Here is a 13796-nt window from a genome sequence, read left to right as displayed (position 1 = left end):
CGCCGGCCCTCACAGCCCGGTCGTGCGTCGCAGCAGCGCGAAGGCCGCGCGATCGCTGACGAGGCCGATCAGGCCGAGCAGCTTCATCACCCGGCTGAAGCGCTTGGGGAAATGGATCTCGAACTCGCCCCGTGCCCAGCCGCGCAGGATCTGGCGCGCTGCCTCCTCGGGTGCGATGATCGCCGGCATCGGGTGGGTGTTGCCCGCGGTCAGCGGCGTGGCCACGAAGCCCGGGCAGACCACCGACACGCCCAGCCCGCGCGGATGCAGGTCCTGCCACAGGCTCTGCGCCAGGCTGCTCAGCGCCGCCTTGGTCGGCCCGTAGGCCAGCGCCATCGGCAGGCCGCGGTAGCCGGCCACGCTCGACACCAGGCTGACATGGCCCGTGCGCTGCACCAGCAGCACCGGCAGCACCGCGTCGAGCAGCCGCCAGGCGCCGCCGACGTTGATGTCCTGATGGCGCAGCGCCTCCTCCAGATCGAGGCGGTCGGCGCGCATCGGCGTGTAGTGGCCGGCGCAGTACATCGCCAGATCGAGCCGGCCCAGATGCGCCTGCACCTGCGGCACGGCGCCCGCCAGCGCCCCCGGCGCACCGGCATCGAGCGGCAGCGCCAGCGCGCCGGCGTGGCGCGCGGCGAAGTCCTGCAGCGGCCCGGCCTTGCGCGCCGACACCACCACGCGCGCGCCCGCCGCGGCCAGCGCCTCGGCCGTCGCCAGGCCGATGCCCGACGAGGCGCCGACGATCCAGACGCCCTGCCCGCGCCAGTCGCGCAGGCGCGGATTGAGACCGGCGCTGCTCATGGCTTGTGGAAGGCCAGCGTGACCTCGCCCAGGCGGATGCCGAACTTGCTCATCGTCGCCTTGTTCAGCATCACCTTGCGCTCGGCATCCATCAGGTACATCCAGTCGTCGAACTGCACCTCCCAGACGCGGCCGTCGACCGGCAGCGCCAGCGTGTAGCGCCAGCGCAGCGCGTTGCCGGCGGCCTGGCCCCGCGCCTCGCCGACCACGTCGTCGGCGCGGCCGGTGTAGCGGCCGCCGCCGTGGTCGGTCAGGCGCCAGACGCGGCGCTCGGTCTTGCCGTCGCTGTAGACGAAGTCCTCCTCGAGCACGCCCTCGGGGCCGTTCCAGCGCCCGACCAGCTTCACGGTGAAGCGGCGCACGACCTGGCCGGAGCGGTCGGTGAAGACGCCATGCGCGGTCATCGGTCCGTCGAAATACTCGCGCAGCAGCAGGCGCGGCTGCTCGGCGGCGTACTGCTCGACCGCGGGCGAGGCGCAGCCGGCCAGCATCAGCAGCGCGCCGAGCAGGCCGGCGCCGGCGGCGCGGCGCAGCGGGGGGGACAGGGATGTCATCGCGGATCTCCTTGCAGGGATGTCGGATGCAGCGCGCCGGCCAGCCGCCACAGCAGCGCCAGCGCCATCAGCTTGAAGATGCAGGGCAGCAGCGCGTAGGTCAGGCCGAGCATCTCCAGCCCGAGCGGATCGCGCGAGCCGGGCTGGTAGCCCGCCCACTGCAGCAGCGGCAGCGCCAGGCCGGCGGCCAGCGCCAGATTGAGCTTCGAGGCGGCCGTCCACCAGCCGAAGAAGCGCCCTTCCGCCCGGCCGCCCAGGCCGCTGCGCCGCACCACCGCCGCCAGCAGCGCCCCCGGCAGCGCCAGGTCGGCGCCGAGCGCCAGGCCGCTGGCCACGCAGACCAGCAGGAAGCCGCGCCCGTCGCCCGCGCCCAGCAGCACCGCGCTGCAGAAGGTCAGCACCGCCAGCGCCATGCCGGCAGCCCAGGCGCGCAGCAGGCCGAAGCGATCGACCGCACGCACCCACAGCGGCAGCGACAGCGCGCCGGCCAGGAAATAGCTCGCCAGGAAGGCACCTTCCCACTGCGGCAGCTGCAGCCGGTCGCGGATGAAGAACAGCACCAGCGTCGCCGGCACCGCGCTGGCGATGCCGTTGAGCATGAACACCGCCAGCAGCCGCCGGAAGGCCGGCACCTGCCACGGCCCGGGCGAGGACGCCTCGGCATCCGGCAGATCGGGCTCCGGTGCCGGCCGGTCCGCCCGGGCCAGCGCCAGCACGCCCAGCGCCAGCGTCACGATGAAGACGGTCAGGCTGCTCGGCAGCCCGGCCAGCGAGGGCAGCACGCTGGCCAGCACCACGCCGACCAGCGCCGCGCCCTCGCGCCAGGCCACCCGGCGCGCCTGGGTCGCGTCGTCGCCGCCCAGCCGCGCGCCCCAGGCCTGGTGCAGCACGCTGGCCACGCTCCAGGCCAGGCAGGTCGCCAGCAGCAGCGCCGCGCACCAGGCCAGCAGCGCCGTCCGATCGCCGTGCAGCGCCGGCAGCGGGAAGAACAGCCCGGTCAGCCCGAGCATCAGCACCGCCGCCGCCAGCGCCAGCCAGCGCAGCGCCCGCGGCAGCGACCCCGACAGCAGCGCGTCCACCCGCCGTCCGATCCACGGATCGAGCAGCGCGTCGAGCGAGCGCACCGCCAGCAGCACCCCGCCCAGCGCCGCCAGCGGCACGCCGAACTGCTCGGCGTAATGGTTCGGCAGCACCACGTAGAGCGGCAGCGCGACGAAGGCCAGCGGCAGCCCGAGCGCGCCGTAGGCCAGCCCGCCGGCGACCGGCGGCTTCATCCGACCGCCCCCAGCAGCGCGGCGCGCAGCGCCGGCTCGGCCCCGCGCGGCGACAGCCAGATGCCGAAGAAGAGCCGCGCGAACTCGGCCTCGGCCACCTCGCCGGTCGGGCGGCCCTGATGCAGGAAGCGCGCGCCCCGGCCCGCCCGGTTCACGCCCACCAGGCGTTCGCCGGACTGCACGTCCGGAAACGCGGCGCGCATCGCCGCGCGCCAGGCCTCGGCGCGGGCCTCGTCGAAGCGGTCGAGGCGACGCATCTCCTCGATCGAGCGGTCGGCGATGCCCTCGCCCGACAGGCGCCGGGCGTAGATCAGCTCCAGCGCGAAGTCGCGGCCGGCATAGTCGTCGGCGCTCAGCGGCGCGGCCGCACCGGGCCGCCACAGCCGGGCGTCGTAGATCGACAGCCCGAGCCAGCGGAAGCGCATCGTGCCCTGCAGCCGCGGCTCGGGCAGCGCGGCGCGCACCTCCGCCGGCGGCTCGGTCGCCCGGGCGACCGGCGCCAGCAGCCCCAGCGCCGCCGCCGGCGCGGCCTGCAGCCAGCCCCGCCGCGTCGTCATGGCCGCCTCAGCGTGTACTGCACGACATCGGTGTTGCCGGTGTCGAAGGCGGCCTCGCAATAGGCCAGATAGAAGTCCCAGGTCCGCACGAAGGCCGTGTCGAAGCCCAGCCGCGCCACCTTGCCCGCGGCGAGGTGGAAGGACTGGCGCCAGCGCCGCAGCGTCTCGGCATAGTCCGGCCCGAAGGCAAGCGCACGCTCGACCACCAGCCCGGCACGCTCGGCGGCGAGGCGGAACTCGCGGTCGCTCGGCAGCAGGCCGCCGGGAAAGATGTACTGCTGGATGAAGTCGGTCGAGCGCACGTAGCGGTCGAACAGGTCGTCGCGGATGGTGATGCTCTGGATGCAGGCCCGGCCGCCCGGCTTCAGGCAGCGCGCCACCGTCTCGAAGTAGGACGGCCAGTACTCGCGCCCGACCGCCTCGAACATCTCGACCGACACCAGCGCGTCGAAGGGCTCGTCGGCGATGTCGCGGTAGTCCTGCAGCCGCAGGTCGGCGCGTCCGGCCAGGCCCTGGCCCGCCAGGCGCTCCCGGGCCCAGGCGAGCTGCTCGGTCGACAGCGTCACGCCGGTCAGGTGCGCGCCGCGCCGCGCCGCCGCCTCGGCCACCGCGCCCCAGCCGCAGCCGATCTCCAGCACCCGGCTGCCCGGCTGCACGCCGGCCTCGGCCAGCGCACGCACCACCTTGGCGGTCTGCGCGTCGGCCAGCCCCATCGCGTGATCGCCGTCGAACCAGGCGCTCGAGTAGTTCATCGTCGGGTCGAGCCACAGACGGTAGAACGCGTTGCCGAGGTCGTAGTGCGCGTGGATGTTGCGGCGGCTGCCCTCGCGGCTGTTGCGGTTGCGCCAGTGGTGCAGCCGGTGCAGCAGCGAGCCCCACCAGCCGCCGAAGATCAGCCGCTCGATCGTCTCGCGGTTGGCCAGCATCAGGCGCAGCAGCGCCGGCAGGTCGTCGGTCTGCCACTGGCCGGCGATGTAGCCCTCGGCGAAGCCGATGTCGCCGCTGCGCAGCACCGCCCGGAACACCCGCTCGTCGCGGATCGCCAGCATGGCGCGCGGCTCGCCGCCCGGCCCGAGGCGCAGGTGCGAGCCATCGGGCCAGCGCAGGTCGAGCGTGCCATGCTCCAGGCGCTGCAGCAGCCGCAGCACAGCACGGGCGGCCGGATCGGCGCCGCGCGGCAGCAGCATCTCGACCGGGGTCGACGAGGAGGGAGCCGGGCGCAGCGGCAGGCCGGGCAGCGCGGCGGAACGGACGGGCTGGTTCATCGTGGGTCTCGCTCGGTAGGGCTCATCGGCTCACCAGCGCCGCGGGCGGCGCCGGCTTGTGGAAGAAGGGAACGCGGCGCCACCACAGCTGCAGCGCCTGCCAGTGGATGCGCGCCATCACGCCCAGCGTCAGCAGCGGGTGGGCGGTCCAGGCGCGGCGTAGCGCCTCGGGCGTCAGCGGCTCCAGGTGGCCGCTGACGCTGGTGCTGATCAGCTCGCGGCCGTCGGCGTCGTCATGGTCGATGCGCACCACGGTGCGCTCCGGGGTGCGCAGGAAGCGGAAGCGGTAGCGGCCCTCGACGCGGCAGAACGGCGAGACGTGGAAGACCTTGTCGGCGCGCAGCTCGCGGCCCCAGGCCGGCGCGTCGAGCAGGTAGCAGTGGCGCTCGCCGAAGGTGTTGTTGACCTCGGCGACGATGGCGCGCAGCGAGCCGTCGGCACGGTGCGCGTACCAGAAGCTCACCGGCTTGAAGGCGTAGCCCAGCACGCGCGGATAGGTGTGCAGCCAGACCTCGCCGTCGGCGTCCGCGATGCCCTCGGTCACCAGCAGGCGCTCGAACCAGGCCAGCGCGTCGTCGCCGCCGTCGCCGTGGTCGCGGTCGTGGAAGCTGACCGGCGCGGCGCGGTTGCGCGCCAGCACCGGATCGGGCTGCTGGCGCAGCGTGCGCATCGGCAGCAGCAGGAACCAGGTGTCGTAGCGGAAGGCGCGGGGCACCGGCCGGCGCCGCGCATGGCGCACCGGGCCGCGGCCGATCAGCGCACGCGGCGGGTTCATGCCGCCTCCGCCGCCGACACCGGCCGGACCAGCGTCAGGTGCGGACCGGCGCCGGCCGCGCGCTCGCGCAGCGCCGCGACCACCGCCAGGCCCGACTTCAGCCCGTCCTCATGGAAGCCGTAGCCGGTCCAGGCGCCGCAGAACCAGGTGTGGCGCCGACCCTGGATCGCGGGCAGCCGGCGCTGTGCCTCGATCGCCGCCAGGTCGAACACCGGATGGCTGTAGTCGTACTCGCCCAGGATGTGCTCGCGCCGGACCGGCCGCACCGGATTGAGCGAGACGATCACCGGCTGCGTCCACGGCATCGGCTGCAGCCGGTTGAGCAGATAGTGCAGACACACGCCCGAGCGCTCGCGGCCCTCGTCGCCGGCGTGCTCGTAGTTCCAGGCGGCCCAGGCCTTGCGGCGCTGAGGCAGCTGGCGCTCGTCGGTGTGCAGCACCGCGCGGTTCGGGTGGTAGCGGATCGCGCCCAGCACCGCGCGCTCGTCCGCGCTGGCATCCATGCCCAGCAGCCGCAGCGACTGGTCGGAGTGGCAGGCCAGCACCACCTCGTCGTAGCGCGCCTCGCCGTCGGCGGCGGTGACGATCACGCCACCCTCGGGCAGGCGCCTGACCGCATGCACCGGCGTCGACAGCCTCACGTCGGACAGCCGCGCGGCGATGCGGTTCACGTAGTGGCGCGCCCCGCCCAGCACCGTGTGCCACTGCGGCCGGTCGCTGACCTGCAGCAGCCCGTGGTTGTGGCAGAAGCGGATCATCGTCGCGATCGGGAACTGCAGCATCTGCTCGGTCGGGCAGGACCAGATGCAGCCGATCATCGGCAGGAAGTACCAGCGCCGGAAGGTGTCGGAGAAGCGCTCCGCATCGAGGAAGTCGCCGATCGACTGCGCCAGCTGCGCCTCGCTGCCGCTGCGGGCCAGCTCGGTGGTGCGGCGGTTGAAGCGCAGCAGTTCGCGCAGCATGCCCAGGAAGCGCGGGCTGAACAGGTTGGCGCGCTGCGCGAACACCGTGTCGAGGTTGCAGCCGCTCCACTCCAGCCGCCCCTGCTCGGCCTGGACCGAGAAGGACATGTCCGACGGCGCGGTGTCGACGCGCAGCTCGGCGAAGAGCTTCAGCAGCTCCGGGTAGGTGCGGTGGTTGAAGACCAGGAAGCCGGTGTCGACGCCCTGCGTGTGCGGCCGACCGTCCGGGCCGGGCAGCGTCACGTCGACGGTGTGGGTGTGGCCGCCGAGGTAGTCGCCCGCCTCGTAAAGCGTGACCCGGCAGTCCGAGCCCGGGGCCGACAGATGCCAGGCGCTCGACAGGCCGGCGATGCCCGAGCCGATGATCGCGATGCGTCGCATGGCTCAGGCCCTCCCGGCGGTGCCGCGGAGGTCGGCAAGAAGAGACGCCGTGCAGCGCCCGGAGACGAAGGAGGGAGGGAGGGAGGAGGAGATGAGCCGCCTCCGGGGGGCTGCCGGAACACGGGGTCCGGACAGGCTGCACGGCGTGAAAACCTGCGAACGGTCGGGGTGGTGGGTGTCCATGAGGACCCTGTACGCAGCCCGCGTCCGATCGGATGCATAGCCTGAGAAGGCTGGCGCCGCAGAAAGTTCCCGCCTGCGGCGAGGCAGCGCGATCGAGTTGTGAGCAGACATGTCCGGACTCCTCGTGACCAGGAAGGCGACGCGCGCGGCGCCGGTTCAGCGCCGATCCAGCTCGGCACGCAGATCGCGCAGCAGCGCGCCGTCCTCCGGCGTGGTGAGGCTGGTGTAGGCCTTGACGGTGCGCCCGTCGCGGCCGATCAGGTACTTGTGGAAGTTCCACTTCGGCGTGCTGCCCGACAGCCGCGCCAGGTCGGCGTAGAAGGGATGCGCCTTGGCCCCCGTGACCGGCGTCTTCATGAACATCGGGAAGCGCACCGAGAACTGGTCCTCGCAGAAGGCGGCGATCTCCGCGTTCGAGCCCGGCTCCTGGCCGGCGAAGTCGTTCGACGGGAAGCCCAGCACCACCAGGCCCGCCTCGCGGTACTTCTCGTACAGCGCCTCCAGGCCGCGGTACTGGGACGTGAAGCCGCACTGGCTCGCGGTGTTGACCACCAGCACCACCCGGCCGGCGTACTGGCACAGCGACTGCGGCTTCTCGTCCTGCAGCCGCGGCACCGTGCGGTCGAACAGCGCCGGACAGGCTCCCGCGGCGGCGCCGCTCGGGGAGGACGGGGCCGCCTGCGCCGGCATCGCCAGCGCGGACAAGGTGCACAGCAAGGTGCAAAGCGTTGCCTTGAACATGATTTGTCTTGGGCAAACAGTGGATGTGGTCCTAATATTAGGCCTCAGGAACAAAGACCACAAGCTTTGTCCAGGACAATACGTCGACGATGCCACGACAATGAGCGCCACAGGTCGGCCCACCGGGCCGTGTGCGGCACACTCGGAGCCCTCCGATGAATGACCGGGCACCCACTTCACTGACCATGTTCACGATCGCCGCCGTCGAACGCGACACCCGCCTCGGCAAGGACACGCTGCGCGTCTGGGAACGCCGCTACGGCTTCCCGCGCCCCTTGCGCGACGACAACGGGGAGCGCCTGTACCCGCCCGAGCAGGTCGAGCAGCTGCGCCACATCCGCCGCCTGCTCGACGCGGGCTGGCGGCCCGGGCGCATCGTCGGGCTGCCGCTCGAGGAGCTGCAGCGCGTCGGCCAGCTCTCGGGCGACGCGCCCGGCGCCCGCGCCGAGCCGGCGCTGCAGGCCGAGCCGAAGGCGCTGTACGAGCTGCTGCGCGCGCATGACGTCGTCGCGCTGCGCCGCGCGCTGATGCAGACGCTGCTGCGCCGGGGTCTGGCGCACTTCATCACCGAGGTCGCGCAGCCGCTGCTGATCGAGATCGGCGAGGCCTGGGCACGCGGCCAGCTCGAGGTCTTCGAGGAGCACCTGTGCAGCGAGGCGTTGGAGACGGTGCTGCGCGCGGCGATCGCCACCGCGCCGGAGGTGCGCGCCGACGGCACGCCGCGGGTGCTGCTGACGACCTTTCCCGGCGACCAGCACGGCCTGGGCCTGCTGATGGCCGAGGCGCTGCTGACGCTCGAGGGCGCGGGCTGCATGAACCTGGGCTGCCAGACGCCGCTGCCCGACATCGTCGCGGCGGCGCGGGCGCACCATGCCGACATCGTCGCGCTGGGCTTCTCGCTGGTCAGCCCGCTCGGCGCCTCGCTCGAGCACCTGGCCGAGCTGCGCGCGCGGCTGGACGCACCGGTCGAGCTCTGGGCCGGCACGCCGCTGGCGGCGATGCAGCGCCGGGGCGTCGAGGGCGTGCTGATGCTGGCCGAGCTGGGCGGCATCCATGCCGAGGTCGGCCGCTGGCGCGCCCGCACGGTCCCAGGCTGAGGCGGGCGGACTCGTGCGGTCCGGCATCGTCATTCAAATGCTTGCTACGCATGCATCAAGACCGATGAATCCGACTGAACGACGGGCCCCGTAAGCTTTGCGGCAGATCAAGACGAGTTCTGCCGCGATGACCACCGCCTCCACCCCCTCGCGCTACGGCGCCACCGCGATCGCGCTGCACTGGCTGCTGGCCGTGGGCATCGTCGGCGCCTTCGGCGTCGGCGTGTACATGACCGGCCTGCCCTTCTCGCCGACGCGCCTCAAGCTCTACAACTGGCACAAGTGGGCCGGCGTGACGATCCTGGCGCTGTCGGCCGCGCGGCTGCTGTGGCGACTGGCGAACCGTCCGCCGGCGCTGCCGACCTCGATCGAGAAGGCCATGCCGGGCTGGCAGCGCACCGCCTTCCACGGCACGCACCACCTGATGTACCTGCTGTTCTTCGCCGTGCCGCTGACCGGCTGGGCCTACAGCTCGGCGATGGGTTTCCCCATCGTCTGGTTCGGCGTGCTGCCGCTGCCGGACTTCATGCCGGTCGACAAGGCGCTGGCCGAATCGATCAAGCCGCTGCACGAGCTGAGCGCCTTCGGCCTGGCCGGCCTGGTGGTGCTGCATGTCGCCGCCGCGCTCAAGCACCAGATCATCGACCGCGACCGCCTGCTCGGCCGCATGGGCCTGGGTCCGGCACCGCGCTGAGACGCGCGGCACGCCCTGTCCTCACCCTGATTCCCGGAGTCTTTCCATGACCGTCATCCTGCGCACCGCGGCCCTGGCCGCCGCCTCCTTCGCCGCCCTGGTCGTCGCCCCGACGCCGGCGCTGGCCCAGCAGAAGCTCGACGCCGCCAAGAGCGAGATGCTCTTCGTCAGCAAGCAGATGGGCGTGCCGGTCGAGGGACGCTTCCGCAAGTTCGACGCGCAGATCGCCTTCGATCCGAAGAAGCCCGAAGCCGGCAAGGTCGCCTTCACCATCGACATGGGCAGCGCCACGCTGGGCGTGCCCGAGACCGACGCCGAACTGCCCAAGGCGCCGTGGTTCAACGTGCCCAAGTTCCCGCAGGCGACCTTCCAGTCCAGCGCGATCAAGGCGGTCGGTGCCGGCAGGTTCGAGGTGGCCGGCAAGCTGGCCATCAAGGGCAGCAGCCGCGACGTCGTCGTGCCGGTCGCGCTGACCCAGGCCGGCGGCACCACCACCGCCACGGGCGCCTTCGCGATCAAGCGCCTGGAATTCAAGATCGGTGAAGGCGACTGGGCCGACACCTCGATGGTCGCCAACGACGTGCAGGTGAAGTTCAAGCTGAGCCTGAGCGGCGTGCCGGCGCTGTGACCCGCCATTTCCCCCTTTCAACCCCTGACTTTCCCCACGGAGCCCCTGCCATGAAGAAGACCCTGCTCGCGCTGACCGCCGCCTCGGCCCTGTTCGCCACCGCCGCCCAGGCCCAGTCGGCCACCTACGCGATCGAGCCGACGCACACCTTCGTGACCTTCGAGATCGACCACTTCGGCACCTCGACCAACCGCGGCCGCTTCGACAAGAAGGAAGGCACGGTCCAGTTCGATCGCGCCGGCAAGACCGGCAAGGTCGACATCACGATCGATGTCGACTCGGTCAACACCGGCACCGGCCCGTTCAACAGCCACCTGAAGAGCGCCGAGATCCTGAACGTCGCGGCCTTCCCGACCGCGCGCTTCGTCAGCGACAAGTTCGTGTTCGACGGCGACAAGGTCAAGGAAGTGACCGGCCAGTTCACGCTGATGGGCAAGACCCACCCGGTCACGCTGAAGGCGACCAAGTTCAACTGCTACCAGAACCCGATGCTCAAGCGCGAGGTCTGCGGCGGCGACTTCGAAGCCACGATCAAGCGCAGCCTCTGGGGCGCCAGCTATGGCCTGAACTATGGCTTCGCCGATGACATGCGCCTGGTGATCCAGGTCGAGGCGGTCAAGCAGTAAAGCGGCAAGGACCGGCGCTCAGCCGGCGGCGCGGCGCAGCAGATTCTTCAGCGCCACGCCGGCGCTGCGCCATGGCGCCCGCGGCTGGCGGTCCGCCAGCCCCAGCAGCGACAGCAGCCCGGCCAGCAGCGCGAACAGCGCACCCGCAGCGATCGCCAGCAGCACGGCGGGCAGGGCCAGCGCCAGCAGCAGCACCTGGGCCCAGTGGATCGAGCCCGGCCCGTGACGCCAGCGCGGAAGGGAATGGCGGCCGTTCATGATGTCTCTCTGCTCCGGCAGGATGAGGGCGCCCGGCACACGCCGTGGACGACCGTTCCTGCCTCGAATTGTTCGATTCAGAGAATTACATCACGAAACTTTTGCCTTTTCCGGATCAAGGTGAAAAAGCACGGAACCCTCGGAGCACGATGGGGCTCGAGGGTGAGGTGGCGGGATGTCAGCGCTTGCGGTCCATGCGCATCGCGAACGCGAGGCCGCGCGAATGACCATCGATGCGGCCGTAGTCGAAGGTTTCCTGCTTGCGGCCCTTGTCGGTCTGGCGCTCCTGCATCGGCAGGCGACGCGGGGCTTGATGGTCGATGGTGCGGAGGAAATGCTTCATGGCGGTGGGCATGGTCTTCTTTCGCTATGGACTCTGTCGGGTACATCGGCAACGGACCGACCGGCTCCACGGATGACACGGCTTCAGTGATCGATAAGAATTCGGCGAAACTCATGTCTGTTTAGTAAACCGACAGGGACCGACCGATCGTGAATGCCGCGCCCGACCCTGCTCCCGACGACGACACCGACCGGTTCCGGCACGCCGCCGCGGAGGTCGGCCTGCGCGACATCGCGCTGGCCGCCGGTGTCTCGATCGGGACGGTCTCGCGCGCGCTGAAGAACCAGCGCGGCCTGTCGGACGAGACGCGCCGGCAGGTGCGCGAGATCGCGCACCGCCTGGGCTACGACCACGACCGCCTGCGCCGGCGCCAGGCGCGCCGGCTGGTCTTCCTGATCCACCGCCACCATGACGAGCGGCCTGCGCACCCCTTCTATGCCGAGGTGCTGCAGGGCGCCGAGCAGGTCTGCCGCGAGCGCGGCCTGGTGCTGGCGCTGCTGAGCGCCGGGCCGGCCGATCCGCTGCGCGACTGGCTGCGGATGCACGAGCCGGACCTGCTGGTGGCTGCCGGCCATTTCGAGCCGGAGCTGGTGGCGCTGCTGCGTCGGCTCGAGCTGCCGCTGGCGCTGGTCGACGACCGGCAGGGCGACTGCCGCGCGGTCCATGCCGACGATGCCGACGGCGGCCGCCAGGCCACGCGCCACCTGCTCGCGCTGGGGCGGCGGCGCATCGCCTTCCTGGGCGGGCCGCCCGCGCATCACAGCATCCGCGAGCGCGAGCGCGGCCACCGGCGCGCGCTGTTCGAGGCCGGCCTGCCGGCCGATCCGGCCCTGGGCGTCAGCGCGCCGGCCGGCCTGGACACCCGGCGAGGCGCCGAGGCGGCGATGCGCGAGCTGCTGCGGCTGCGCGAGCGCCCGGACGCCGTCTTCGCCTACAACGACGCGGCCGCGATCGCGGCGATGCGCGTCTGCCTGGCCGCCGGGCTGCGCGTGCCGCAGGACATCGCCTTCGTCGGCTTCGACGACATCGCCGACGCGGCGGCCGCACCGGTGCCGCTGACGACAGTGCGGGTCGACAAGACCGAGCTGGGCCGGCTCGGCGTCGAGCTGGCGCTCGACAGCGCGCAGGCGCCGCGGCTGCCGCAGCACATCGTGCTGCCGGTGCAGCTGGTGTGCCGCGCAAGCACGGATCCGGAAACGGGGGCGACATCAGGGTCGAGCGACGCCGCCGCACAATCGCCGCTCCCTCCACCGACGCCGCGCTCCGCGCGGACCCGCTGATGACGACGACTCCGCGAACCCGCCTGCTCGAACCGCTGCAGCTCGGCGAGCTGCCTCTGCCCAACCGCGTCGTGATGGCGCCGCTGACGCGGGCCCGCGCGGTCGGCCCCGGCCGGGTGCCCAACGCGCTGATGGCGCGCCACTATGCGCAGCGCGCCGGCTTCGGCCTGATCCTGAGCGAGGCCACCGCGGTCACGCCGCAGGGCGTGGGCTATGCCGACACGCCGGGGCTGTGGAGCGAGGCGCAGGTCGAGGGCTGGCGCGGCGTGACCGAGGCAGTGCATGGCGCCGGCGGGCGCATCGTCGCGCAGCTCTGGCATGTCGGCCGCATCTCCGACCCGGTCTTTCTCGAAGGCGGACTGCCGGTCGCGCCCAGCGCGATCGCGCCGGCCGGCGAGGTCAGCCTGGTGCGCCCGAAGCGCCCCTACGTGACGCCGCGTGCGCTGGCCCTGGACGAGCTGCCCGGCATCGTCGCCGCCTACCGCCAGGGCGCCGAGAACGCCCGGCGCGCCGGCTTCGACGGCGTGGAGATCCATGCGGCCAACGGCTACCTGATCGACCAGTTCCTGCAGGACCGCAGCAATCAGCGCACCGACGCCTACGGCGGCCCGATCGAGAACCGCATGCGGCTGCTGCTGGAGATCGTCGACGCGGCGATCGAGGTCTGGGGCGCGGGGCGGGTCGGCGTGCATCTGGCGCCGCGCGGCGATGCGCACGACATGGGCGACTCCGATCCGCAGGCGCTGTTCACGCAGGTGGCGCGCGAGCTCGGCCGGCGCGGCGTGGCCTTCCTGTGCCTGCGCGAGCACCTGGGCGCCGGCCGGCTGCTTCCGGTGATCCGCGAGGCCTTCGGCGGCGCGGTCATCGCCAATGAAGGCCTCGACCCGGACAGCGCTTCGGCGCTGCTCGAGCGCGGCGAGGCCGAGGCGATCGCCTTCGGCCGGCTGGCGATCGCCAACCCCGATCTGGTCGAGCGCATCCGCCAGGGCGCCGCGCTCAACCGGCCCGATCCGTCCACCTTCTACGGCGGCGGCGAGGCCGGCTACACCGACTACCCGGCGCTGGGCTGAGCGGCCAGCGTCTCCAGCATCAGGCCCACCTGCCCGACGGCGCTGCCGTCCGGGTAGGCGCCCTGATGGTCGATCGCGGCGGTGGCGATCACCAGCAGCAGGCTCAGCAGGCAGATGAGCGGATAGATCCAGCGGGCAAGAGCGTCCATGGCGGGCTCCAGGTTCAGGGGTCGGTCGGCATCCGGTTCCAGGTCGTCAGCAAGAACAGGGCATGGGATCCACTGTGCCCGGGCGTCGGCGTGCACGCTGCCGGAAGGCGGCGCTGCGTCGTGCAGGACAATTCCTGCAGACCGCGCTGCCACCGGTG

Annotated in this window: 17 protein-coding genes; 6 read left to right on the top strand and 11 right to left on the bottom strand. The window is 72.2% G+C overall.

Going from position 1 to position 13796, the window contains the following annotated elements:
• Window positions 1-9: 9 nt before the first annotated feature.
• The 8 genes from HNQ01_RS01775 to HNQ01_RS01740 form a co-directional block, all read right to left on the bottom strand.
• Entirely contained in the window at window positions 10-801 is a 792-nt protein-coding gene (locus HNQ01_RS01775) for an SDR family NAD(P)-dependent oxidoreductase (RefSeq protein ID WP_173803585.1), read from the bottom strand.
• Window positions 798-1355, bottom strand: a complete 558-nt coding sequence (locus HNQ01_RS01770; protein ID WP_173803584.1) for a DUF3833 domain-containing protein — start codon at window positions 1353-1355, stop codon at window positions 798-800. The genes HNQ01_RS01775 and HNQ01_RS01770 overlap by 4 nt, the downstream gene beginning before the upstream one ends.
• Window positions 1352-2629, bottom strand: coding sequence for an MFS transporter (locus HNQ01_RS01765; RefSeq protein WP_173803583.1), 1278 nt, complete (start codon window positions 2627-2629; stop codon window positions 1352-1354). The genes HNQ01_RS01770 and HNQ01_RS01765 overlap by 4 nt, the downstream gene beginning before the upstream one ends.
• Window positions 2626-3186 (bottom strand): chalcone isomerase family protein, encoded by a 561-nt coding sequence (locus HNQ01_RS01760; protein ID WP_173803582.1) that lies wholly within the window; start codon window positions 3184-3186, stop codon window positions 2626-2628. Before HNQ01_RS01760 ends, HNQ01_RS01765 begins: the two co-directional genes overlap by 4 nt.
• On the bottom strand, window positions 3183-4451 hold the full coding sequence (locus tag HNQ01_RS01755; protein WP_434801473.1) for a class I SAM-dependent methyltransferase: 1269 nt from the start codon (window positions 4449-4451) through the stop codon (window positions 3183-3185). Before HNQ01_RS01755 ends, HNQ01_RS01760 begins: the two co-directional genes overlap by 4 nt.
• Window positions 4452-4473: 22 nt before the next feature.
• Window positions 4474-5226: a DUF1365 domain-containing protein gene (locus HNQ01_RS01750; RefSeq protein ID WP_173803581.1), complete on the bottom strand. Its 753-nt coding sequence runs from the start codon at window positions 5224-5226 to the stop codon at window positions 4474-4476.
• Window positions 5223-6569: an NAD(P)/FAD-dependent oxidoreductase gene (locus HNQ01_RS01745; protein WP_173803580.1), complete on the bottom strand. Its 1347-nt coding sequence runs from the start codon at window positions 6567-6569 to the stop codon at window positions 5223-5225. The genes HNQ01_RS01750 and HNQ01_RS01745 overlap by 4 nt, the downstream gene beginning before the upstream one ends.
• Before the next feature lie 339 nt (window positions 6570-6908).
• On the bottom strand, window positions 6909-7493 hold the full coding sequence (locus tag HNQ01_RS01740) for a glutathione peroxidase (RefSeq protein ID WP_173803579.1): 585 nt from the start codon (window positions 7491-7493) through the stop codon (window positions 6909-6911).
• A gap of 185 nt (window positions 7494-7678) precedes the next feature.
• On the opposite strand from HNQ01_RS01740, the gene HNQ01_RS01735 reads away from it, so the two are divergent.
• The 4 genes from HNQ01_RS01735 (at window position 7679) to HNQ01_RS01720 (ending at window position 10538) form a co-directional block, all read left to right on the top strand.
• Window positions 7679-8590 (top strand): MerR family transcriptional regulator, encoded by a 912-nt coding sequence (locus HNQ01_RS01735; protein ID WP_286180388.1) that lies wholly within the window; start codon window positions 7679-7681, stop codon window positions 8588-8590.
• A gap of 127 nt (window positions 8591-8717) precedes the next feature.
• Window positions 8718-9284 carry a cytochrome b gene (locus HNQ01_RS01730; protein WP_173803577.1) on the top strand — a complete coding sequence of 189 codons (567 nt, stop codon included), beginning with the start codon at window positions 8718-8720 and terminating at the stop codon, window positions 9282-9284.
• Between the two features lie 46 nt (window positions 9285-9330).
• Entirely contained in the window at window positions 9331-9912 is a 582-nt protein-coding gene (locus HNQ01_RS01725) for a YceI family protein (RefSeq protein ID WP_173803576.1), read from the top strand.
• Window positions 9913-9962: 50 nt separating this feature from the next.
• Window positions 9963-10538, top strand: a complete 576-nt coding sequence (locus HNQ01_RS01720; RefSeq protein WP_173803575.1) for a YceI family protein — start codon at window positions 9963-9965, stop codon at window positions 10536-10538.
• 18 nt (window positions 10539-10556) lie between these two features.
• Here HNQ01_RS01720 and HNQ01_RS01715 read toward each other — a convergent pair whose 3' ends face one another.
• On the bottom strand, window positions 10557-10796 hold the full coding sequence (locus HNQ01_RS01715; protein ID WP_173803574.1) for a hypothetical protein: 240 nt from the start codon (window positions 10794-10796) through the stop codon (window positions 10557-10559).
• A 178-nt stretch (window positions 10797-10974) separates the two neighbouring features.
• Window positions 10975-11151: a hypothetical protein gene (locus tag HNQ01_RS01710; RefSeq protein ID WP_173803573.1), complete on the bottom strand. Its 177-nt coding sequence runs from the start codon at window positions 11149-11151 to the stop codon at window positions 10975-10977.
• Between the two features lie 209 nt (window positions 11152-11360).
• Between HNQ01_RS01710 and HNQ01_RS01705 the strand changes: the two genes are divergently transcribed.
• Complete coding sequence (locus tag HNQ01_RS01705) at window positions 11361-12419, top strand: LacI family DNA-binding transcriptional regulator (RefSeq protein ID WP_173803698.1); 1059 nt, start codon at window positions 11361-11363, stop codon at window positions 12417-12419.
• Complete coding sequence (locus HNQ01_RS01700; protein ID WP_173803572.1) at window positions 12419-13489, top strand: alkene reductase; 1071 nt, start codon at window positions 12419-12421, stop codon at window positions 13487-13489. Before HNQ01_RS01705 ends, HNQ01_RS01700 begins: the two co-directional genes overlap by 1 nt.
• On the opposite strand, the gene HNQ01_RS01695 is transcribed toward HNQ01_RS01700, so the two are convergent.
• Window positions 13471-13638: a hypothetical protein gene (locus tag HNQ01_RS01695; RefSeq protein ID WP_173803571.1), complete on the bottom strand. Its 168-nt coding sequence runs from the start codon at window positions 13636-13638 to the stop codon at window positions 13471-13473. The two genes, HNQ01_RS01700 and HNQ01_RS01695, sit on opposite strands and share 19 nt — an antisense overlap.
• Window positions 13639-13796 lie beyond the last annotated feature (158 nt).

Origin of the sequence: Sphaerotilus uruguayifluvii, from assembly GCF_013294065.1 — a bacterium.
GTDB classification, from domain to species: Bacteria; Pseudomonadota; Gammaproteobacteria; order Burkholderiales; family Burkholderiaceae_C; genus Sphaerotilus; species Sphaerotilus uruguayifluvii.
The sequence above is the reverse complement of the archived record's forward strand: the minus strand, read 5'-3'. Positions and strand labels throughout refer to the sequence as shown.

Bases quoted from the DNA above. Each gene is read 5' to 3' on its own strand.
- HNQ01_RS01775 (WP_173803585.1), bottom strand. From the start codon at position 801: ATGAGCAGCGCCGGTCTCAATCCGCGCCTGCGCGACTGGCGCGGGCAG.
- HNQ01_RS01770 (WP_173803584.1), bottom strand. From the start codon at position 1,355: ATGACATCCCTGTCCCCCCCGCTGCGCCGCGCCGCCGGCGCCGGCCTG.
- HNQ01_RS01765 (WP_173803583.1), bottom strand. From the start codon at position 2,629: ATGAAGCCGCCGGTCGCCGGCGGGCTGGCCTACGGCGCGCTCGGGCTG.
- HNQ01_RS01760 (WP_173803582.1), bottom strand. From the start codon at position 3,186: ATGACGACGCGGCGGGGCTGGCTGCAGGCCGCGCCGGCGGCGGCGCTG.
- HNQ01_RS01755 (WP_434801473.1), bottom strand. From the start codon at position 4,451: ATGAACCAGCCCGTCCGTTCCGCCGCGCTGCCCGGCCTGCCGCTGCGC.
- HNQ01_RS01750 (WP_173803581.1), bottom strand. From the start codon at position 5,226: ATGAACCCGCCGCGTGCGCTGATCGGCCGCGGCCCGGTGCGCCATGCG.
- HNQ01_RS01745 (WP_173803580.1), bottom strand. From the start codon at position 6,569: ATGCGACGCATCGCGATCATCGGCTCGGGCATCGCCGGCCTGTCGAGC.
- HNQ01_RS01740 (WP_173803579.1), bottom strand. From the start codon at position 7,493: ATGTTCAAGGCAACGCTTTGCACCTTGCTGTGCACCTTGTCCGCGCTG.
- HNQ01_RS01735 (WP_286180388.1), top strand. From the start codon at position 7,679: ATGTTCACGATCGCCGCCGTCGAACGCGACACCCGCCTCGGCAAGGAC.
- HNQ01_RS01730 (WP_173803577.1), top strand. From the start codon at position 8,718: ATGACCACCGCCTCCACCCCCTCGCGCTACGGCGCCACCGCGATCGCG.
- HNQ01_RS01725 (WP_173803576.1), top strand. From the start codon at position 9,331: ATGACCGTCATCCTGCGCACCGCGGCCCTGGCCGCCGCCTCCTTCGCC.
- HNQ01_RS01720 (WP_173803575.1), top strand. From the start codon at position 9,963: ATGAAGAAGACCCTGCTCGCGCTGACCGCCGCCTCGGCCCTGTTCGCC.
- HNQ01_RS01715 (WP_173803574.1), bottom strand. From the start codon at position 10,796: ATGAACGGCCGCCATTCCCTTCCGCGCTGGCGTCACGGGCCGGGCTCG.
- HNQ01_RS01710 (WP_173803573.1), bottom strand. From the start codon at position 11,151: ATGCCCACCGCCATGAAGCATTTCCTCCGCACCATCGACCATCAAGCC.
- HNQ01_RS01700 (WP_173803572.1), top strand. From the start codon at position 12,419: ATGACGACGACTCCGCGAACCCGCCTGCTCGAACCGCTGCAGCTCGGC.
- HNQ01_RS01695 (WP_173803571.1), bottom strand. From the start codon at position 13,638: ATGGACGCTCTTGCCCGCTGGATCTATCCGCTCATCTGCCTGCTGAGC.